Source organism: Paenibacillus sp. 01L418 (assembly GCF_056400045.1).
The window spans coordinates 14,297-36,099 of sequence record NZ_JBFTSN010000012.1; the positions used below are offsets into that span (position 1 = coordinate 14,297).

A 21,803-nucleotide genomic window follows, 5' to 3' on the forward strand; every position below is an offset into this window, starting at 1 on the left:
TCCTACTAGGGGGTCATTAAGTGAATATAGAACAGCTAATTTATCAATTTGAACAAGGTATTCCAGGTTTCGAACATTTGAATGGCTTTGTATTTCAAGAATTAGGAAACGAACTTCCAATGAAGCTTATGAAGGCTTCTGAGGACGAAACGATATCGTTGCTGGTTGCGAGTCCATTTTTATTTTATCCAGAATATGAATGGGAACTGCCGGAAACCGTGAAACGAGAACTAAATATTAACGGTGAAGAGGATGTAGAGGTTTGGTCTGTTATAACCATATCCACAGATTTTGCTAATGCAACAATTAATTTGCTTGCTCCGATCGTTTTGAATAAAAGAACATTAACAGGCAAACAGCTAATTCTTCACGATAATACATACAGCTCGCGCGCTCCACTCAACCGAACCTAAGGAGGATGAAAAGCCATGCTCGTTTTATCACGCAAAAGTAATGAGTCTATCATGATCGGTGCGAATGTTGAAATCATCGTACTCGGCGTAGAAGGCGATAATGTTAAACTAGGCATACGGGCACCGAAGGAAGTAGACATCTACCGCAAAGAAATATATATGGCGATACAAGCAGAAAATCGTGCGGCAGCAACTAGTGCGGTATCCATAGAGGATGTATCAAAATATTTTAAAAAATAATTGTTTTTTTAAATATAAGCTATAAACAATTGATGGAGAAATCCGATAAATATAATAGCGCGATAATAGKACGGCCGAACTATTATCGTAAGCTTCCGCAAGGATGCGGAAATACGAAAATTTCAAGGAGGAAATACTAATGATTATTAACCACAATATCGCAGCTCTTAACACACACCGTCAGTTGTCTACTAACACTGCAGCAACTAGCAAATCCATCGAGAAATTGTCTTCTGGTCTTCGCATCAACCGTGCAGGTGACGATGCAGCTGGTCTAGCAATTTCCGAAAAAATGCGCGGTCAAATCCGTGGTCTAGATATGGCTGCTAAAAACTCACAAGATGGTATTTCTTTGATTCAAACAGCTGAAGGTGCTTTGAACGAAACTCACTCCATCTTGCAACGTATGCGTGAATTGGCAGTTCAATCTTCCAATGATACGAACACAGCTGCTGACCGTGAGAAGCTTCAAGCAGAAACAGATCAACTTGCAAAAGAAATTACTCGTATCTCTAATACAACAGAATTTAATACAAAAAACCTTTTGGCAGGCGGCTTGAACAGCACATTCCATATCGGTGCTAACGCTAACCAAAACATCTCAGTTAGTGTAAATGCTATGGATTCAAAAACATTGGGAGTTTCTGGTGATCTGATTACTAGTAATTTGACAGCTGGAAGTGGTGTAACAGGCATTTCACAAGCTTACTCTAATCTTGGAGCAGGAGCTGCGGTGGCAGTTACTGTAACAGCTGCTGCATATGCGCCAGTTGGGGGTAGCTTTGGTGGTGCAGTAACAGCAACTGGCTCTGCATACACAGGCTCTGACAACTTATCTTACCAGTTTGAATCAACTGTAATGGATACAACAACAACAACTCAAGTAAATGAAATCCGGTATTCAACTGATGGTGGAACATCTTGGAATACTTCAACAAGAGATGGATCAGGAAACTTTGCTCTTGGCAATGGAGTTCAAATTCAAATTGCTACTGCTGCTGGTAACGCGGTGGGCGATGCTGGAACATTAAATGTAACTGCAGCAAGCGCTACAATTCAACTTCAAAATACTGCTGGTAATATTGGAACAGCTGTAACAGTGAAATCTAACCAGTCGGGTGTATTAGTTGGTGATAAAACTAGTGGTTTAACTGCAAATATCAACTTTGATTTTGCAACACTAGCAGCTACAGGAGGTACTCCTGTCGCAATTACTCAAACAACAACAGCTTCTACAAAAGCGACTACTGATGCCAATGGTAATGTTACAAGTGAAGCGAACGCTCAAAAAGGTATCAACATTTCCACACAATCATCTGCTAACGCAGCGATTACTGTAATTAATAATGCACTTGAGTCTGTATCTGCAGAACGTTCGAAACTAGGAGCTGTTCAAAACCGTCTTGATCACACAATCAACAACTTGAACACTTCTTCCGAGAACCTGACTGCTGCTGAATCTCGTGTACGTGACGTAGATATGGCGAAAGAAATGATGAACCAAACGAAGAACTCTATCCTTGCACAAGCTGCACAAGCTATGCTTGCACAAGCTAACCAACAACCTCAAGGCGTTCTTCAATTGCTTCGTTAATCTTAAGCAATATAAAGGGATCCTAGACTGTCTAGGATCCCTTTTGTTAAGGTCTCTCTTCGGAGCGGCCTTTTTTGCATTTTAAAAAAGTAAATAGTGAAAAGAATAGATTATGTCAGGATAATGAAATCGATCATAGTTACTCGAATATGTCATTGTGCAACTCCTCAGAACCTAGTATGATATCCTCCTTTGATTATTATTTTTATCAAACACCCCTAAACTATACTCACTTTCAATCCGATAGTAATAGTAGTAGAAGTAATCGGAATTGCTGATGAATGGCAACTCAACGAACATAAATCTAAATATATGTAAAATAAGTAGGAGGACTAATATGGTTAACTCAATTCGCATGGGCGGTTTAGTTTCCGGTCTTGATACAGAAACGATAGTTAAAAATCTTATGAAGGCGGAAAGCTCCAAGCTCAATACACTTCTCCAGAAAAAGCAAACCGAGGAGTGGAGACGCGATCAATACAGAGAAGTAAATACTCTCTTATTGGATTTTAAGAATAAAACCTTTGATATGAAGCTACAAAGTAATTTTCAAAAAAAGGTCTTGACATCCGATAACGATTCAATTGTAGCTGCAAAACAAAAAGGCACACCAAGCGCATCCTCATATAATATTAATGTACAAAGTCTCCCGGAGGCGGCAAAGGCAGCGTCAGTGAAATTCGAAACTAAGAATTTGAAGGACGGGACTACAGCAATAGGTGAATCTTTTGATTTTAAGATCGGATCAACTACCATTAGTGTATCCGAAACGGATACCATTAACAGCCTTATAGCTAAAGTGAATAGTGTCTCATCTTCAACGGGGGTTACTGCGAGTTATTTAAATGATGATAAATCTATAACCTTTACTACTAAGGCTAATGGTACCGATGCGGCTATTGAGATCAGTGGTATTGGGACAGGACTTGCACTTACTAATAAACTTGGACTATCTTCAGGCAAGGTTAATAGCACTGATTTAACAGGCTTTTCTACGAAAAAGGATTATCAACTCTCTGAAAAGGTTAAGCAGGGGGAGCTCAGTGTTAACGGAATTTCCTATAAGATAAATAGCTCAACTTTCACATTCGATGGTATTGAGTTCACTATTAAAGATAAAGGTACAACTCAAATTAATTTGAAGACTGATGAAGATGCCATCTTCAAGTCCATTAAAGATTATATAGATAAATATAATGAGGTTATTGATAAGATCAATACCAAAACAAATGAAAAGACCTATAGGGATTTTAAGCCTCTATTATCTGAGGAGAAAGAATCGTTATCAGAAAAACAAATTGAGCAATGGGAAACGAAAGCGAAGAGTGGCTTATTACGTCAGGACCCAATGCTTAATAACGTTCTATCGCAGTTGCGATTATCTTTATCAGCTAATGTAAAGGGTGCAGGGATAGATCCAAAATATGATAGTTTTAGTAAAATTGGAATCACAACTGGTGAATATTCAGAGAAAGGTAAGCTGTATATTAACGAGTCGAAGCTGCGTGAAGCGATTTCTCAGAACGAGGGAAGTGTAATGGAGTTATTCACAAAAGTGAGTACCTCAACAGATTCGACAACAAAACTGAATGAAAGTGGATTGACCGAACGCCTTTACGATCAAATTAATGTAGCTATGACTAAGCTCTCTGAAAAAGCGGGAAGCAACGCTACAATTATTGATAAGAGTGCATTAGGCAAAGTATTAAGTCAGATCGATACGGATATTAGTAATTGGAAGACCAAATTAGAAAGAATTGAACAACGATACTGGAGTAAGTTTACAGCTATGGAAACAGCAATGAGCAAAGCGAACTCCCAAAGCAGCTGGTTAACACAACAATTTAGTAGTTAAAATTAAATCTTCGCTTGAAGGTATAGAAGGAGAGGAAGTTATGACTCAGGGTACCTCTCTAGATTTTCTGCTTAAGGATTTGTTGAAAAGTACCTATTTGTTAGAAAAGAGTCTGCTAGATAATGAAAGTGAACCTGAAGAATGGATAGAGCTTTTAAATCAAAGACAAGAAATCATGGATAGTTTGTCCATTCTGTTTTCACAGGGTGTTTCTCTAACGGATGCTCAGAAAAAGAGTTTCCTTCAGCCTATTCATGAAGTAGATCTAACGATTGTTCCTATGATTCATCGCAAGAAAAAAGTGTTGGAATTCGAAATGATAAATATGAATAAAAGTAAAGCAGTAAATCAGCAATACGGTGATTTTGGTCATTCGTACTCACCCTATGGTGCGTTTTTTGATAAAAAGAAATAAAGAATGAGCTAGGTTTCTCTTGAGAGAGGCCTATTTTTTATCTATTGAAGAAGTGAATATAGATTTAGAAAGAATTATTACAATAATTAGAATAACGTCTAATACAACTAAGATCGATTGCCGATATATACTGTAGAACAATTGACGCGGAGGAATGATTGATATGAACACGAATGTGTCACCTACAGGGGCAGCTAGTTCTATGAATCGGAGCGCAAGTGCTATCGAATATGGTGGCTCTGTAACGGAAAAATCAATTACAAGTGGCAGTAATGATACACAATCCCTTGCAAAGATAGCGAATTCAGGCGATTTGAAGAAGGCGGAGCTTCGCGGTGAGCATGTCGCAATTAGTGAAGAACAGCTAATTAAAGCTATTGACAGAGCTATTAAAGCTGTGGAGGGTAAGAGTACTAGTTTAGAGTTTTCTGTACACAAGCAGACTAATATTATTTCAGTGAAAGTATTAGACAGTGCATCGGGAGAGGTTATTAGAGAAATTCCACCAGAGAAAAATTTAGATTTTGTTGCTAAACTTTGGGAAATGGCTGGAATACTCATAGATAAAAGAGGATAAAGGTTTAGAGGTATATTTAAATTCCAATTATGATGAGCAGCCTTCCTTTTACAAAAAAGTATCAGCTCATAGGAGGATAAACAATGCAACTTCAACAACGTAATAAGTATCTTCAAAGTACGATTCAAACAGCTACCCCAGGACAACTACTTATTATGCTCTACGATGGCGCTATCCGTTTTTGCCGTCAAGGAATTGAAGCGATCAAGGAACAACGTTATTCAGATGCAAATACAAGTCTTTTAAAGGTGCAGGATATTGTAAGTGAGTTCATCATTACCATTGATCGTTCTAACCCTATTTCAGAAAATTTGCTCAAACTATACGAATATTTCAATGCTCGTCTAATCGAAGCAAATATGAAAAAAGATGTAGAGCCGRCAGAAGAAGTGTTAGCCCATCTTATTGATTTAAAAGAAACGTGGATTCAAGCAGCCAAGCAGTACAATCAATTAGCTGCTCAAGCCAATGGAAGTACTTTCAAACAAACACAATCAACCGTTGTCTAATCGAATTAAATGATGGAGTAGCCGCCCAATGGGTGGCTTTATTTTTTTTGCATATCCCGTGACTAGGCAATAAAATTCAACTTTCGACACGATCCGATAAACGGCATAAACAGCTCAAAACCAAAATGTATTCGCTTACAATAAATTGTTTGACAATTCAATAAAGTGGGTGTTATAGTCAAATTGTGGGTTATACAAAGCGATGCCTCACAGTATTTGAAGATGAAGGGAATGTTTGCACATGCAAGGTAAAGTTAAATGGTTTAACGCAGAAAAAGGTTATGGATTTATCGAGACTGAGCAAGGCGGCGACGTATTTGTTCATTTCTCCGCTATCCAAACTGAAGGTTTCAAAACTCTTGAAGAAGGCCAATCCGTCGAATTCGATATTGTTGAAGGCGCTCGTGGTCCACAAGCAGCTAACGTAGTTAAACTGTAATTATCCGGCTGATCCAGCCACACTATAATTTGGATCATTAAACAAGTAACTTACACCAAGCTCCGGGAAACCGGGGCTTTTTTTTGTTGTCTGAAGTAAAATAGGGTGTCCGTGACTAAGTTGTGACAAGTCTAGTAGTTCTATAGTTTTATTTATCTGAATATTCTAAATTGATAAAAAACTATTTTGATTTGAACGCTTACATATGCTATAATAAGACTATGTAAAGGAGGAGTTCCCCATGAACTACAACATTCGAGGTCAACACTTTCAAGTGACAGACGCATTGAGAGACTACGTCGAAAAGAAACTCAGCCGATTGGATAAATATTTTGAAGCACCAATCACCTCCGAAATTAACGTAACACTATCCGTCACCAAAGGGAAACATGCAGTTGAGGTGACCATACCGCTCACCGGTGTCATGCTAAGAGCCGAGGAGAAAAGCGAGGATATGTACGCATCGATTGATCTGGTTGCGGACAAACTCGAACGACAAATACGTAAACATAAAACTAAAGTAAATCGTAAGTTCCGTCAAAGCAGCGGTGTACGCGCTCTATTTAAAGAAGAAGGCTCCGCGGTGGGCGTTCTGGAAGAAGAGGATGATCTAGAGCTCGTTCGTACTAAGCGTTTTGCACTCAAGCCTATGGATGTGGAAGAAGCGATTTTGCAAATGAATATGGTCGGACATAATTTCTTCGTCTTCTCGAATGTGGACAACAAAGAGGTCAGTGTTGTGTACAAACGAAGTGACGGGAAATACGGTTTAATTGAGCAAGGCTAGCCATCATTATACACAACATTGAAGAGCCTTTTCTCCTTTATGGAGAGAGGCTTTTTCTTTTACAATCATCCTCGTTGCGGCGGTGTCGACAAACTGATACAATTTAATGCAAAGAGGCGTTACTACGAAAGGGGAATTCCATGCTCGGATTAGTGAAAAAGATATTTGGTGACCATAACGAGCGCGAGGTAAAGCGGATCCAACGGACGGTAGATGAAATAAATGCGATTGAGTCAAAATTCACTGCTTTATCTGACGATGCGCTTCGCGCGAAAACTGAGGAATTCAAAGCAAGAATTGAAAAAGGCGAGACATTAGATAAAATATTGCCTGAAGCTTTTGCAACAGTTAGAGAAGCATCCAAGCGTACGCTTGGCATGCGTCACTTTGATGTGCAGCTGCTCGGCGGTATCGTTCTTCATGAAGGTAAAATTGCGGAGATGAGAACGGGTGAAGGTAAAACGCTCGTTGCGACACTTCCGGTTTATTTGAACGCGTTGCTTGGCAAAGGTGTACATGTTATCACGGTCAATAATTATCTAGCGCAACGTGATAGCGAGCTTATGGGACAGCTGTATGGCTTCCTAGGCATGACTGTCGGATGTAATCTTCACGGCTTGTCGCATGACGAGAAGCAAGAAGCATATGCATGCGATATTACGTATGGTACAAATAATGAATTTGGTTTTGATTATCTGCGTGACAACATGGTGCTATACAAAGAACAAATGGTTCAGCGTCCTCTTTATTTCTCCATTATCGATGAAGTGGATTCCATTCTTGTCGATGAAGCGCGGACTCCGCTTATTATTTCTGGACAGGCTGCTAAATCAACAGAGCTCTACTTCGCCGCAGACCGCTTTATTAGCCGTTTGAAGCCTGAAGAGGATTTCACGATCGATATTAAGCTTCGCAGCGTTATGCTGACTGAGGCAGGCGTTGAGAAGACGGAGAAGGCATTCCAAATCGAGAACCTATTCGATCATGCGAATGTAACGCTCAACCACCACATACAGCAAGCGCTGAAAGCGAACTTCATTATGAAGCGCGATGTGGATTATGTTGTGGAAGAAGAAGAAGTTGTCATCGTTGATGAATTTACTGGTCGTCTAATGTCTGGACGTCGTTATAGCGATGGTCTTCACCAAGCGATTGAAGCGAAGGAAGATCTGAAGGTTCAGAACGAGAGCATGACACTTGCGACAATTACTTTCCAAAACTACTTCCGTATGTATCGCAAACTTGCTGGTATGACGGGTACTGCGAAGACAGAGGAAGAAGAGTTCAAGCGTATTTATGGACTCGACGTTATTCAAGTGCCTACTAACCGTTCCATGATCCGTAAGGATATTGCAGATGTTGTCTACAAATCCGAACTCGGTAAATTCAAAGCGGTCGTAGAAGAGATCGTAGAACGCCACAGTAAAAATCAACCAGTGCTCGTAGGTACAATTTCTATCGAGAACTCGGAGAAATTATCAGATATGCTGAAGCGCAGAGGCGTTACGCACAAAGTGCTCAACGCGAAGTTCCATGCGGAAGAGGCAGAAATTATTTCGCGCGCTGGTCAAGCGGGCTCCGTAACGATCGCAACGAACATGGCTGGTCGTGGTACCGATATTTTGCTAGGTGATGAGGTTGCTGAACTAGGCGGCTTGCATATCATTGGTACAGAGCGCCATGAAAGCCGTCGGATCGATAATCAGCTGCGTGGTCGTGCTGGTCGTCAAGGCGATCCAGGTTCATCACAGTTTTATCTATCGCTTGAGGATGAGCTGATGCGCCGCTTCGGTTCTGAGAATATTATGGGCATGATGGATAAGCTGGGACTGGATGAGGATCAACCGATTGAGAGCCGGATGATTTCTAGAGCGATTGAATCTGCGCAGAAACGCGTTGAGGGCAATAACTTTGACATTCGGAAAGTTGTTCTACAATACGATGATGTCATGAACCAGCAGCGTGAGGTTATCTATAAGCAGCGCCGTGATATTCTTGGTTCGGAGAACATCCGCCAAGAAGTTATGGAAATGCTTAAGCCTGTCATCGAACGTATAGTTGAAGCTCACTGTTCGGAGGATATTCCGGAGGAGTGGGATCTTCAAGCAATCGTTGATTATGCGCAAGCGAACTTCCTGCAAGAAGGATCTTTGACCAAGGAAGAGATTTGGGGCAAAGAGAAGGAAGAAATCATCGACTACATTTATGCTGAAGTCGTTGCTTCCTATGATGAGCGTGAAGCAGAGCTTGGGGAAGAAACGATGCGCGAATTCGAGAAGGTCGTTGTGCTTCGTGCGGTAGATAGCAAATGGATGGATCACATCGATGCGATGGATCAGCTCCGTCAAGGTATCCACCTGCGTGCATACGGCGGTACGGATCCGCTTCGTGAATATCAATTTGAAGGCTTCGAGATGTTCAAGGAAATGATCGAGAGCATCCACGAGGAAGTTGCAAGATACATTATGAAGGCACGCGTAGAGAGCAACCTGGAGCGTCAAGAAGTAGCTCAAGGCCAAACGACTACAACAAGCGGCGGCGGAGAAGCTATGGAGAAGCGCCCAGCTAAGCGTGAGGACCGTGTAGGTCGTAATGACGCATGTCCTTGCGGCAGCGGCAAGAAATACAAGCAGTGCCACGGCAAGTAAGGAACGGCATCAAATAGCATGGCATAAAATAAAGAATGAACCATTATTTTGAGGTGAAGCGGAAGCTATGATAGACATAACGGTTAAACAAGACCTGCGTGAAATGGCCAAGCGGCTCCAAGAGCTTAGGGGGTCCCTTTGACTTAGATCTTAAGCAAGAAATGATTGCTAATTTCGAGGAGAAGATGACATTCCCTGATTTTTGGGATGATAATGACAAAGCGCAAAGCGTTATTTCTGAGCTTAATGCGGTGAAGTCAGTTGTGGATCATTACGACGGGATGAACAGCGAGCAGGAAGATCTTCAGATGATGCTGGAGCTAGCGGAAGATGAAGGCGATGAGTCGCTTGCATCAGACGTTGTGAGCGGCGTGGAGAAGCTCATGCGCAAGATTAGCGAGTTTGAGCTTCAACTGCTGCTTAATCAGCCTTACGATAAGCTTAATGCGATTCTTGAGCTTCATCCTGGCGCTGGCGGTACGGAGTCTCAGGACTGGGGTTTAATGCTTTACAGGATGTACACGCGCTGGGCGGAGAAGAGCGGCTTCAAGGTTGAGCTTCTTGATTACTTGCCCGGTGATGAGGCCGGTATTAAAAGTGTCACCATTTTGGTGAAGGGCTTTAATGCCTATGGGTATTTGAAGGCAGAGAAAGGCGTACACCGTTTGGTTCGCATTTCTCCGTTTGATTCTGCTGGTCGTCGTCACACGTCGTTTGCTTCCTGTGATGTAGTCCCAGAAATCGATGACAGCATTGAGATCGAAATCCGAACTGAAGATCTGAAGGTGGATACGTACCGCGCGAGTGGAGCAGGCGGACAGCACGTCAATAAGACGGAGTCGGCTATACGTATTACCCACATCCCTTCAGGCATTGTGGTTGCTTGCCAGCAGGAGCGTTCACAAATTCAGAACCGGGAACGTGCGATGAAGATGCTTCGCTCTAAGCTCTATGATCGGAAGATCGAGGAGCAGAGGAAGCATTTGGCGGATATACGCGGTGATCAATCGGAAATCGCGTGGGGAAGCCAAATCCGTTCTTATGTTTTCCATCCATACAGCATGGTGAAGGATCACCGTACTTCTGTAGAGACAGGTAATGTCGGCGCGGTTATGGATGGCGACATCGACCCTTTTATCGATGGATATTTGCGTCATCAGATTCGTCACGAGTAATTTGCGACCATATACAAATGGATAGCTTCAGTGAAGAGTTCCAACACGGTAAACGTGTGGAACTCTTCTTTTTGCGATAATCGGCTTGCGAGGAGATAAAAAGGGATGAAAGAAAGCACGGCGAAGCGGAGAAAAGGTGGACGCAGTTATAGTCCACGAACCCAATCCGTATGGAATATTGTTCAGCTTCTGATTGGTTCAGCTATCGTAGCGATTAGCTTCAATATGTTCATGGTACCTAATGGAATCGCTTCTGGAGGCGTATCGGGTATATCTATTCTCGTCCAAAGAGCAGCAGGCATTACTCCTGCTATCACGCAATGGGCGATTAATATTCCGCTGTTTATTGCGGGTTTGTGGCTGCTTGGCAAACGATTTGGCGCAAAAACAGCGCTAGGATCGATTATTTTGCCGCTATTTGTGCTGCTGTCAAATGGCTGGCCATCACCTACGGACAATCCGCTGCTTGCGGCTATTTATGGCGGTATCGGGGTTGGTCTGGGGCTTGGCCTTGTTTTTCGAGGAGGGGCTTCGACAGGCGGCTTGGATTTAGCTGCGCAAATATTACATCGCTACACAGGCCTTCCGCTTAGCTTAGCGATCGTTTGTTTCGACGGCTGCGTCATTATTGCGGCTGGAATAATCATTTCTCCTGAGGTTGCGCTATACGCTTTGATTGGTTTATTCGTGACAAGCAAGACGATTGATTTTGTACAAAGCGGATTGCAGCTATCTAAGGTAGCTTTTATAATCAGCGACCATTCGGATGAGGTTGCCGAAGCTATTCTTAATGATTTGGATCGTGGTTTGACGCGGCTTGATGGTCACGGCGGATATACTGGCGAAGGGCGTACGGTATTGATGGTAGTAGTCGGTCAAAATGAGGTGCCGAAGCTAAAGCAAATTGTGAAGTCTATTGATCCTGGCAGCTTTGTGATAATTAGCAATACAGCAGAAGTAATTGGGCAGGGCTTCAAGCTGGACAGCTAACAAAATAATATCCAATCGATACCAACAACGAGCTTTTTGTGCTAAAATGAAACGAGAACATTTGTTCTTGTTATGTTGAAAGCATCTCTCAAACAATTCATAAATTGAGCAAAATTATCATCATTTGTTCGTTGTATTAATATGAATTCGAATGTATAATAATACGAAACAATGTGCGTATTTCCATCAACTTCCGAATGTTGTACAATTATAAGTTGTGGAAGAAAACATCCTTTCCGCGTGCGGAAAGAGCAATAGATGAAGCTGCATAGCAGGGGAAAAGACAGCTTGCAGCATCTAGTTTCGGGGAGAGATTAACATGAGCATAAAGGTGAAAATAGCGATTATCGGTTCAACTGGCTATGGCGGTGTAGAACTCATTCGATTGCTCGCATCCCATCCGCTGGCTGAGGTGACATCGGTCATTTCGTCATCCAGCGCAGGTACGTCTATAACAGAAGGATATCCACACCTCATTGGCATTAGCGAAGAGCTGCTTGATGATGTCGATCCTGCTGCGATTAAAGCAAAGRCAGATGTAGTATTTCTAGCTACACCTGCTGGCGTAGCAGCTAAACTGGTTCCAGCTTTGCTTGAAGTTGGTTTGAAAATTATTGATCTATCAGGAGATTTCCGCTTAAAATCGCCAGCATTATATGAGCAGTGGTATAAGAAGCCTGCAGCGGATGAGGCTTACTTGAAGCAAGCCGTGTTTGGCCTTGCTGAAATATACGGCGACCAAGTGAAGGATGCTCCATTTATTTCCAATCCAGGTTGTTACCCAACTGCGACACTGCTAGGGCTTCTCCCAGCTGTCAAAGAAGGCTGGATTGACCCGTCTACCATCATCATTGACGCCAAGTCAGGCGTTTCCGGTGCTGGTCGCGGTGCGTCACTAGGCACTCATTATTCAGAACTTAATGAAAATTTAAGAGCATATAAGCTAAATCAGCATCAACATATTCCAGAAATTGAAATGGTGTTATCTCATACGGCTAATAAGCCAGTCGTGACTACCTTTACAACTCATCTCGTGCCAATGACGCGCGGCATTATGTCTACGATGTATGCTGTCGTTCAAGGCGAGCGGAGCACTAGCGATTTTATTGATCTCTACCGTTCCTACTATGAAGGACGTAAGTTTGTACGTATTCGTCCAGAAGGACAATGGCCATCTACTAAAGAAGTTTGGGGCTCCAACTATTGCGATATCGGCTTTGCCGTCGATGAGCGTACGAATCGTGTAACTATCGTTTCTGTTATCGACAACCTGGTTAAAGGCGCTGCGGGTCAAGCGATCCAAAACTTGAACCTGATGATGGGCTGGGACGAGACGCTCGGTTTGCAATTCGTTCCCGTTTATCCTTAATTAATAACGAAGACATTCCTACTGATCTTATAACCATACTCATACAGGTGAAGGAGATACGATTTTACGATGGGACAGGATAAAACAGCCTTGTTCTCGGTCGTCGCTGACGGCTCGATAACAACGCCTCAAGGCTTCAAAGCAGGTGGATTGCACTGTGGTCTCAAAAAAACGACGCGTCACGATCTTGGCGCAATCGTATGCGAGGTTCCAGCAGCAGCAGCGGGCGTATATACAACGAATGTATTTCAAGCCGCTCCGCTTCAAGTAACTCGTGAGAGTATCGGCGCTGGCGGCGTCCTGCGTGCTGTGCTTGTAAATAGCGGCAATGCGAATGCGTGCACAGGTAAGCAAGGCGAAGCGGACGCATACGAAATGCGCTCTAGATTTGCGGAATCAATCGGCGTATCTTCTGAACAGGTAGCCGTAGCATCTACAGGCGTTATTGGCGAGCTTTTGAAAATGGACAAAGTACGCGCTGGCATCGATGGACTGCCTGCTAAGCTGGATGGAAATCGTACAGGCGCGGATGATTTTTGCCAAGCGATTTTAACCACAGATTTGGTTCAAAAGATGGTATGTGTCGAGCTTGAACTAGACGGCAAACGTGTATATGTCTCAGGTGCAGCCAAAGGCTCGGGCATGATTCATCCGAATATGGCGACGATGCTTGGATTCGTAACGACAGATGCAGCCATCGGAAGCGAAGCGCTTCAGAAGGTGCTGCGCCTTGCGACAGATCTGACTTTCAATATGATTACCGTTGATGGAGATACAAGCACGAACGATATGCTGGTGGCTATGGCGAGTGGACTTGCTGGCAACTCGGAGCTGACAGAAGCCCACGAAGGCTGGGCAGCTTTTGTAGCGGCTATCCGTCATGTATGTGAGGTGCTTGCCAAAGCGATCGCCCGTGATGGCGAAGGCGCAACTAAGCTCGTTGAGGTGCAGGTGAACGGTGCAGTAAGTGACGACTCAGCACAAGCGATTGCAAAGACGGTTATTGGATCGTCACTTGTGAAATCGGCCGTGTTTGGAGCGGATGCGAACTGGGGACGTATTATTGCGGCAGTAGGCCGTGCAGGCCAGCCGGTTAATCCAGAAACAGTGGACATTCGACTTGGCGATATTTTGACGCTTGAGCAATCCCGTCCTGTTGTGTTTGATGAAGAGGTTGCCTTGGAATATTTGAAAGGCGATACCGTTGTTATTCGCGTTGACTTACATAATGGCGAAGGAACGGCAACAGCATGGGGCTGCGATTTGACCTATGACTATGTTCGCATTAATGCGGCATATCGGACATAAGCAAAGTAGATGCTTGGAGGGTATGGAACAGTGACGGAGCAACGATTTGTAATGAAATGCGGAGGCAGTACGCTAGCGGCGCTTCCTAACAGCTTTTTTGACGAGTTGCGGGAGCTTCAGCTCTCTGGCGTTCTTCCGGTCATCGTACATGGCGGTGGTCCAGCGATATCGGAAACGCTTGGCAAGCTGGGAATCGAGACGGGATTTGTTAATGGTCTGCGTGTAACGAACGATGCTGTGCTTGACATCGTTGAGATGGTACTTGCAGGGCGTATCAATAAAGAAATTGTGCGTAAAATTCAAATCAACGGCGCGAAGGCACTCGGACTATCCGGGGTGGACGGCAAGCTCATTCAAGCGCAGCCAGTTGCGAATGCTGCCGAGATTGGTTTTGTTGGCGACGTAACCGATGTAAATGCTGAGATTATTGAAGGTGTTATGGGCATGGGTTACATTCCGGTTATTGCACCTATCGGTATTGATGATCAAGGACAGCGTTACAACATTAATGCGGATACGGCTGCAGGCGCTGTTGCGTCCCATCTCGGAGTAGAGCGAATGATCGTTGTAACGGATGTGCCAGGCATTCTCAAAACAGTAGATGGACAGAAGCAGGTGCTTCCTGTTGTCTCCGTTGCTGAGATCGAAGAGATGATAACGAGCGGTGAGATTTACGGCGGCATGATTCCAAAAGTTCGCGCAGCCATTCAGTGCATTCAAGGACGTGTGCGTGAAGTTGTGATCGTAAGCGGCGAGGAGCCAGGTGTGCTGACGAGAGCGGTACGCGAAGGCGGCGTCGGTACACGAATTGTTCAAATCCATGAAGGGCGGGTGTAAGGTCGATGAGTGAAACGAATGCAACAGCTGCAGCTGACCAATCTCTTTTTCCAACCTATGCAAGATATCCAATGGCATTGGTAAAAGGTGAAGGCAGCTGGTTATGGGATGATAAAGGAAATAAATATCTTGATTTTATGAGCGGTATTGCCGTTACAAATCTAGGGCATGCTCCTAAACAAATCAAAGCGGCGCTTGTTAAGCAGCTCGATGAATTGTGGCATGTATCAAATCTGTTCCATATTCCGAACCAAGCGGATGCAGGCAAGCTCATTACCGACAATAGCTGCGCGGATGCTGTTTTTTTCTGCAACTCGGGTGCTGAAGCGAACGAAGCGGCTATCAAGCTTGCACGCCGTTACAATCAGAAGGTACTGAACAATGGTCGGTTCGAAATCATTACTTTTGAGCAATCGTTTCATGGCCGTACGCTAGCTACGCTTACGGCAACTGGCCAGGATAAGGTGAAGGAAGGTTTTGCGCCGCTGCCGGCTGGCTTCAAAACCATCCCGCTGAACGATTTCGCTGCGCTTGAAGCGGCTGTATCTGATCAGACTGCAGCAGTCATGCTGGAAATGGTGCAAGCGGAGGGCGGTATTTATCCGGTTGATCCAGACTATATGAAGGCGCTTGTTGCGTTATGCGAGAAGCAAGGCATCCTTCTTATTGTGGATGAGATTCAAACAGGAATGGGACGTACAGGCAAGCTGTTCGCATATGAGCATTACGGCATTGAGCCTGATATTTTCACGATGGCGAAAGGTCTTGGAAGCGGGTTTCCTGTTGGCGCTATGGCAGCAAAGGAAAAGCTTCGTGATGGCTTTACGGCAGGCAGCCATGGCTCAACATTCGGCGGAACGCCGATTGCAACAGCAGTTGTAAAGGCAACTCTTGAGACAATTGTTGGCGAGAATTTATCGGAGCGCGCAGCGCAAAAGGGCGAATATCTCATTTCGCAGCTTCGCGAGAAGCTTGCGGGAAATGAATTTGTTCATGAGGTTCGCGGACTTGGCCTGCTAGTAGGAATTGCATGCGCGGAGCCGATTGCCGATATTTTGAACGAGGCTCAGACACGTGGTCTAATCGCCATTTCGGCAGGGCCAAATGTCATCCGCCTATTGCCTAATTTACTCGTTACGGATGAAGAAATAGATATTGCTGTTGCGTTATTAGTCGAACTATTGGAAGCGAAGCGACCAGTCGTTAAATCATAAATGCTAGAACATTGTTTTAAGCTGAAGGAGGGCTCTACCATGCAAGGAATAGTAAACGAGGATTTGGCGCAAAGCTTGAAGGGGCGCGACTTTCTCATGCTGGTTGATTTTAAGCCAGAGGAAATTCGTTACTTGATCGACCTAGCGATTGATTTGAAGCAAAAACAAAAAGCAGGCGAAACTCATCATATTCTAAAAGGTAAGACGCTTGGCATGATCTTTGAAAAATCGTCTACACGTACGCGCGTATCGTTCGAAGTTGGGATGTATCAGCTTGGCGGTCAAGGTCTATTCCTAAGTGGAAATGACCTGCAAATCGGTCGCGGCGAAACGATCTGGGATACAGCCCAGACGTTGTCCCGCTATCTAGATGGAATTATGATTCGTACATTTGCGCATCGCAAAGTGGTTGAGCTTGCTCGTGGAGCGACGATTCCGGTTATTAACGGTTTGACGGATCTTTCACATCCATGCCAAGCGCTTGCAGATTACCAAACCATTCTTGAGCAAAAGGGTCGTTTAGAAGGCTTAAAAATTGCCTATATCGGCGATGGCAACAATATGACTCATTCCCTGTTGATGGGCGCTGCGAAGCTTGGCCTTCATATGTCTGTTGCGACTCCTGAGGGTTACGAGCCGGATGCAGATATTATTCAGCAAACGAAGGATCATGCTGCTGAAACAGGCTCGCAAATTCACATTTGCCGCGATCCGAAGGAAGCTATTGCTGACGCTGATATCGTGTACACGGATGTGTGGGCGAGCATGGGGCAAGAAGCAGAGCAGAAGGAACGCGAGATTGCTTTTGCGGCATATCAGGTTAATGAGGCGATTACAAAATATGCGAAGAAGGACTATCTCTTCATGCACTGCTTGCCTGCACACCGCGGCGAAGAAGTGAGCGAAGGCGTAATCGACGGCGATCGTTCGATTATTTTCGACCAGGCAGAGAACCGTCTTCATGCACAAAAAGCGATTATGGCAGCAATTATGTCCTAGCTTAAACGCTATAAATATATGAATTTATTCGAAGGGAAGTAAAACAATACTATGGCAAAAGAAAAAATCGTACTCGCCTACTCCGGAGGCTTGGATACTTCGGTTATCCTCAAATGGTTGAAAGAAACTTATGACGCAGAAATCATCGCATTTACAGCAGATATCGGTCAAAAGGATGAGCTGGACGGCTTGGAAGCAAAAGCACTGGCAACGGGCGCTTCTAAAGTGTACATCGACGATCTTCGCGATGAATTTGCCAAAGACTTCATCTACCCGATGTTCCAAGCAGGAACGCTTTATGAAGGTCAATATTTGCTCGGTACTTCCATTGCCCGTCCGCTTATCGCTAAGCGTATGGTTGATATCGCTCGCGAAGAAGGCGCAGCTTATATCGCACACGGTGCTACAGGCAAAGGCAACGATCAGGTTCGTTTTGAGCTGACTGCTGCTGCACTAGCTCCTGAGATCGGCGTTATCGCGCCATGGCGCCTTGAAGCATTCCGTGAAGAATTCCCGGGTCGTGCGGAAATGATCGCTTATGCAGAGAAACACAATATTCCAGTTACAGCGTCTGCTGCGAAGCCTTATTCGACAGACCGCAACCTGCTGCATATCAGCTTCGAGAGCGGCATGCTGGAAGATCCTTGGTTCGATCCTAGCTCTGAAGAAAACGAAAGCATGTATGTGCTAAGCGTATCTCCTGAGAACGCGCCGGATAAAGCAGAATATGTTGAGCTTACTTTTGCAGAGGGCAATTGCACAGCTATTAACGGCAAAGAGCTTAGCCCGCTAGAAGTTATGGACACGCTGAATGAGCTTGGCGGCAAGCACGGCATCGGACGCGTTGATATGGTTGAGAACCGTTTCGTCGGCATGAAGAGCCGCGGCGTGTACGAAACACCGGGCGGTACAATCTTGTTCACAGCTCACCGCAAAATGGAATCTTTAACAATGGACCGCGAGGTTATGCATCTTCGTGATTCATTGATTGCAAAATATAGCCAGCTCGTATACAACGGCTTCTGGTTCGCTCCTGAGCGTCTTGCTTTGCAAGCACTTGTGACAGAATCGCAAAAAAATGTGAGCGGCGTTGTTCGCTTGAAGCTGTACAAAGGAAATGTTATCGGAGCAGGCGTACAAAGCCCAGTGAGCTTGTACAACCCTGATATTGCAACGATGGAAGCTGATCCAACGCAAGCATACGATCAAGGGGATGCGACTGGCTTCATCCGTCTGAACGCATTGCGTCTAAAAGTATCGTCGGCAGTTAGCAATAAATAAGGTTTACAAGGGAGTGTTACGAACCAGTGAGTAAATTATGGGGCGGTCGTTTTACAAAAAAAACGGACCAATTGGTAGAGGAATACACAGCATCAATCATGTTCGACAAGGAACTCGCTGAAGAGGATATTCAAGGCAGTCTGGCGCATGTAACGATGCTGGGCAAGCAAGGTATTCTTCCGCTGGATGACGTTGAGAAGATTAAGGACGGGCTGCACCGCGTCCTTCAACGCATCAAACGTGATGATATCGAGTTCTCAATCGGAGACGAAGATATCCATATGAATATCGAAAAGACGCTAATCGATGATGTTGGCTCTGTAGGCGGCAAGCTGCATACAGGACGCAGCCGGAACGATCAAGTGGCGACGGATATGCATTTATGGCTTCGCAAGCGCGTTGTCGAGTTCGTAGATATGCTTTATAAACTTCAATCTGCACTTATCAAGCAAGCAAAAGCTAACATTGATACCATTGTACCTGGTTACACGCATTTGCAGCGTGCGCAGCCGATCTTGTTTGCACATCATTTGATGGCTTACGTATCGATGTTTGGACGCGATATTGAGCGTTTGCAGGATAGCTACAAGCGCATCAATGTACTTCCACTTGGAGCAGGCGCTTTGGCAGGGACAACCTTCCCAATCGATCGCCATTATGTGGCGAGCCAGCTTAAGTTTGACCGCGTTTATGAGAACAGCTTGGATGCGGTAAGCGACCGTGACTTCATTGTTGAGTTTCTTGCGGACGCATCGATCATCATGATGCATCTTTCGCGCCTTAGCGAGGAGCTCATCCTTTGGTCGAGCACGGAATTCCACTTTGTTGAGCTGGACGATGCATTCTGCACCGGCAGCAGCATTATGCCGCAAAAGAAAAACCCAGACGTACCCGAGCTTGTTCGCGGTAAAACGGGACGCGTTTACGGAGACCTTGTTGGCTTGTTGACGGTTCTTAAGTCACTGCCTCTTGCTTACAACAAAGACATGCAAGAAGACAAAGAAGGCATGTTCGATACGGTGAAGACGCTGCAAGGCGCGCTTCAATTGTTCGCTCCAATGATCGCAACGATGAAGGTGAACAAGGAACGGATGCGTCAAGCCGTTAACCAGGACTTCTCGAACGCAACAGATATTGCAGACTTCCTTGTTGGCAAAGGCTTGCCTTTCCGCCAAGCGCATGAGGTTATCGGGAAAACGGTATTGTATTGCATCGAGCAAAACAAATACTTGCTAGACCTGACGCTGGAAGAGTTCAAAAAGTTCTCATCGTTGTTCGATGATCGCATTTATGCCGTGCTTCAACCAGAACAGGTTGTTAATGCTCGTAACGTTTACGGCGGCACAGCAAAAACACAAGTGCAAGATGCGATTGGACGCGCAGAGGTGGCTCTTGAGCAAACTGCAGCTTGGGTGACTGAGTATCTTGGACGCAGCAGATAATAGAGTTCGCTCTTTAGCGAAATAAGGTTTATAAAATAAAAAGCAGTTCAGCGTTGCCTTGGAGGCAGCGATCTGAACTGCTTTTTTTGCTATATTCATTAACAGCCCGCACTTTGCTTGCATCGTTCTCCTAAAAAACGCCGTCCTCAAGCAGGGGCTCTGTCGTTTGCTGTGGCGGAGTCGGCGTTGCCGACGGCCCCTTGCCGCCTTTCATTGGACCAATCTCGATGATGGTTGGCTGAGCCTTGTACGTATCGCGTGACAAGCGGTCACGGGAGATAACCTTGCCGTCACGCGTAAACGTACGGTATGTTTCTACAACATAACCTTGTTTTCCTGATTCCACAGTAACCTTCTGGCCTGGCGATAGGCGAGAATTTGTTTTCTCCTGAATAGCAGGGGCAATCGTTTTGAGCGTTACCGATTCGATATCGTATTTTTCGTTTTCTTTCATCGTACCGAACAGCTTGATCGTCAGTTTGCGATCATCTACTGAGGTGCGAATGATGAGATATTTGCCCGTTGTGTTTTTGAAACGAAAGTTAATCGCACCACCTGCATAAGTAGCATCTTGGCCAATAGGCAAATAAGCAACCGGCAAAGAGTGATTGCGCCGTTCAACAATTTCTAGCCCTGCTCGAAGAATAGCATTATAAAGTGTACTTGAGACTTGGCAAATACCGCCGCCGATACCTGGAACAAGCTTGCCGTTCAAAATAACGGGCGCCTCGCGATACTCATATAATTCCTCTGCTCTCGTAATGAGCTTGTCATAATCAAATATTTCATCTGGCGCAAGCACCCAATCATTGAGCGTTTCTGCCGTTACAGTCACGTTATGGGCACGTCCTTCTGCGCTCGTCCTGAAATCAGTGGAAAATGATATAATTTTTCGTTCAATGCCTTCATCCTTCAATTTCTCAAGCGTCACCTCCGGATGAATGACGGTAATTGGCAGCTCAGCTTCAAAAGCCTTCTCAACAGGTGCTCCGATATTCTCCCTTTTTATGATAACCCAATCATTTACCTGATCGGTAAGCTTTCCAGTATCCAAGCGAAAAGCATCGACATGCGGTTCGTAGATGACTTGGTCGGTATCTGTGATCCTTCGGACAGCATTTTTGGTTGCACTCTTTTCAATCCAGCTCCACTGCTTGCGAAGTGCGGCATCAAAGGCGTCTGAATTCCAAGCTTGTGAGAGCTCATATTGCTTGGGGAACTGATAGCGGTAAACGGCACGATCCCATATTTCACCTTCGTCCAGCTTCAATAATGCCTCGCGAATGGTTTTGAATTCCGCTTTATACCCAAGCTCGTTTACGGTCCACTGCTTACTGTCGCCAGCATTAGCAGCGGCATGAATAGTAATGGTGCGCTGCTGCAGCGAGCTCTCATATTCCTCAAGCAGCTTAAGGGCATCTGTTACTTGCATGCCGCCAACAGCGATGCCGCCGGCATCAACCCCATCAGGAACTGTTTTTTGCTGTGCATAATTCCAAATAAAGCCCCAACCTACTGCTGCAATAAGAAGCAGCGATGCTGCGATGATAATGCCAATATGGATACGTTTTATGATACGAAACACTCCTTTCTGCGTGTCAAGCAAAAACGCCTTCGGCGACCTAAGGGCGCTGAAGCGGTTTTGACGGAGAAATATAAGCCCTTTATAAGCTAACAAACTTATAAATGCTTATATGTTAAAAAAGCAGTC

The 21,803-nt window shown here is 44.7% G+C and carries 20 protein-coding genes; 19 read left to right on the forward strand and 1 reads right to left on the reverse strand.

Annotation, left to right across the window (positions count from 1 at the left end):
• The first annotated feature begins 20 nt into the window (after window positions 1-20).
• From AC1DSE_RS03210 to argH, 19 genes are all read left to right on the forward strand, one after another.
• Complete coding sequence (locus tag AC1DSE_RS03210; protein WP_477511512.1) at window positions 21-413, forward strand: flagellar assembly protein FliW; 393 nt, start codon at window positions 21-23, stop codon at window positions 411-413.
• Between the two features lie 15 nt (window positions 414-428).
• Window positions 429-653, forward strand: a complete 225-nt coding sequence (gene csrA, locus AC1DSE_RS03215) for a carbon storage regulator CsrA (protein WP_477511513.1) — start codon at window positions 429-431, stop codon at window positions 651-653.
• 139 nt (window positions 654-792) lie between these two features.
• Window positions 793-2,247 carry a flagellin N-terminal helical domain-containing protein gene (locus AC1DSE_RS03220; protein ID WP_477511514.1) on the forward strand — a complete coding sequence of 485 codons (1,455 nt, stop codon included), beginning with the start codon at window positions 793-795 and terminating at the stop codon, window positions 2,245-2,247.
• A gap of 337 nt (window positions 2,248-2,584) precedes the next feature.
• Window positions 2,585-4,102, forward strand: coding sequence for a flagellar filament capping protein FliD (gene fliD / locus AC1DSE_RS03225; protein ID WP_477511515.1), 1,518 nt, complete (start codon window positions 2,585-2,587; stop codon window positions 4,100-4,102).
• A gap of 40 nt (window positions 4,103-4,142) precedes the next feature.
• Window positions 4,143-4,517 carry a hypothetical protein gene (locus AC1DSE_RS03230; protein ID WP_477511516.1) on the forward strand — a complete coding sequence of 125 codons (375 nt, stop codon included), beginning with the start codon at window positions 4,143-4,145 and terminating at the stop codon, window positions 4,515-4,517.
• Between the two features lie 163 nt (window positions 4,518-4,680).
• Window positions 4,681-5,094, forward strand: coding sequence for a flagellar protein FlaG (locus AC1DSE_RS03235; protein ID WP_477511517.1), 414 nt, complete (start codon window positions 4,681-4,683; stop codon window positions 5,092-5,094).
• An 83-nt stretch (window positions 5,095-5,177) separates the two neighbouring features.
• Window positions 5,178-5,603 carry a flagellar export chaperone FliS gene (gene fliS / locus AC1DSE_RS03240; RefSeq protein ID WP_477527393.1) on the forward strand — a complete coding sequence of 142 codons (426 nt, stop codon included), beginning with the start codon at window positions 5,178-5,180 and terminating at the stop codon, window positions 5,601-5,603.
• A gap of 241 nt (window positions 5,604-5,844) precedes the next feature.
• Complete coding sequence (locus AC1DSE_RS03245) at window positions 5,845-6,042, forward strand: cold-shock protein (RefSeq protein ID WP_028608231.1); 198 nt, start codon at window positions 5,845-5,847, stop codon at window positions 6,040-6,042.
• A gap of 241 nt (window positions 6,043-6,283) precedes the next feature.
• A complete protein-coding gene (gene hpf, locus AC1DSE_RS03250) occupies window positions 6,284-6,829 on the forward strand; it encodes a ribosome hibernation-promoting factor, HPF/YfiA family (protein WP_441874782.1) in 546 nt (181 codons plus the stop codon).
• A 140-nt stretch (window positions 6,830-6,969) separates the two neighbouring features.
• Window positions 6,970-9,477 carry a preprotein translocase subunit SecA gene (gene secA / locus AC1DSE_RS03255; RefSeq protein WP_477527394.1) on the forward strand — a complete coding sequence of 836 codons (2,508 nt, stop codon included), beginning with the start codon at window positions 6,970-6,972 and terminating at the stop codon, window positions 9,475-9,477.
• Between the two features lie 67 nt (window positions 9,478-9,544).
• Window positions 9,545-10,652, forward strand: a protein-coding gene (prfB, locus tag AC1DSE_RS03260) for a peptide chain release factor 2 (protein WP_441874784.1) whose coding sequence is annotated in 2 segments (ribosomal slippage) — window positions 9,545-9,616 and window positions 9,618-10,652 — 1,107 coding nt in all. Because the reading frame shifts where the segments join, the coding sequence is not laid out codon by codon here.
• Between the two features lie 105 nt (window positions 10,653-10,757).
• Window positions 10,758-11,642, forward strand: coding sequence for a YitT family protein (locus AC1DSE_RS03265; protein ID WP_477511520.1), 885 nt, complete (start codon window positions 10,758-10,760; stop codon window positions 11,640-11,642).
• A gap of 319 nt (window positions 11,643-11,961) precedes the next feature.
• Window positions 11,962-13,011 (forward strand): N-acetyl-gamma-glutamyl-phosphate reductase, encoded by a 1,050-nt coding sequence (gene argC / locus AC1DSE_RS03270; RefSeq protein WP_477527395.1) that lies wholly within the window; start codon window positions 11,962-11,964, stop codon window positions 13,009-13,011.
• A 69-nt stretch (window positions 13,012-13,080) separates the two neighbouring features.
• On the forward strand, window positions 13,081-14,319 hold the full coding sequence (gene argJ, locus AC1DSE_RS03275; RefSeq protein ID WP_477511521.1) for a bifunctional ornithine acetyltransferase/N-acetylglutamate synthase: 1,239 nt from the start codon (window positions 13,081-13,083) through the stop codon (window positions 14,317-14,319).
• 9 nt (window positions 14,320-14,328) lie between these two features.
• Window positions 14,329-15,156, forward strand: coding sequence for an acetylglutamate kinase (gene argB, locus AC1DSE_RS03280; protein WP_477511522.1), 828 nt, complete (start codon window positions 14,329-14,331; stop codon window positions 15,154-15,156).
• Window positions 15,157-15,161: 5 nt separating this feature from the next.
• Window positions 15,162-16,370, forward strand: a complete 1,209-nt coding sequence (locus tag AC1DSE_RS03285; protein ID WP_477511523.1) for an acetylornithine transaminase — start codon at window positions 15,162-15,164, stop codon at window positions 16,368-16,370.
• Between the two features lie 39 nt (window positions 16,371-16,409).
• Window positions 16,410-17,369: an ornithine carbamoyltransferase gene (argF, locus tag AC1DSE_RS03290; protein ID WP_339205333.1), complete on the forward strand. Its 960-nt coding sequence runs from the start codon at window positions 16,410-16,412 to the stop codon at window positions 17,367-17,369.
• A gap of 51 nt (window positions 17,370-17,420) precedes the next feature.
• On the forward strand, window positions 17,421-18,650 hold the full coding sequence (locus AC1DSE_RS03295) for an argininosuccinate synthase (RefSeq protein ID WP_477511524.1): 1,230 nt from the start codon (window positions 17,421-17,423) through the stop codon (window positions 18,648-18,650).
• Window positions 18,651-18,676: 26 nt separating this feature from the next.
• Window positions 18,677-20,092, forward strand: a complete 1,416-nt coding sequence (gene argH, locus AC1DSE_RS03300) for an argininosuccinate lyase (RefSeq protein WP_477511525.1) — start codon at window positions 18,677-18,679, stop codon at window positions 20,090-20,092.
• A gap of 130 nt (window positions 20,093-20,222) precedes the next feature.
• On the opposite strand, the gene AC1DSE_RS03305 is transcribed toward argH, so the two are convergent.
• On the reverse strand, window positions 20,223-21,698 hold the full coding sequence (locus tag AC1DSE_RS03305) for a VanW family protein (RefSeq protein ID WP_477511526.1): 1,476 nt from the start codon (window positions 21,696-21,698) through the stop codon (window positions 20,223-20,225).
• Between the last annotated feature and the right edge of the window lie 105 nt (window positions 21,699-21,803).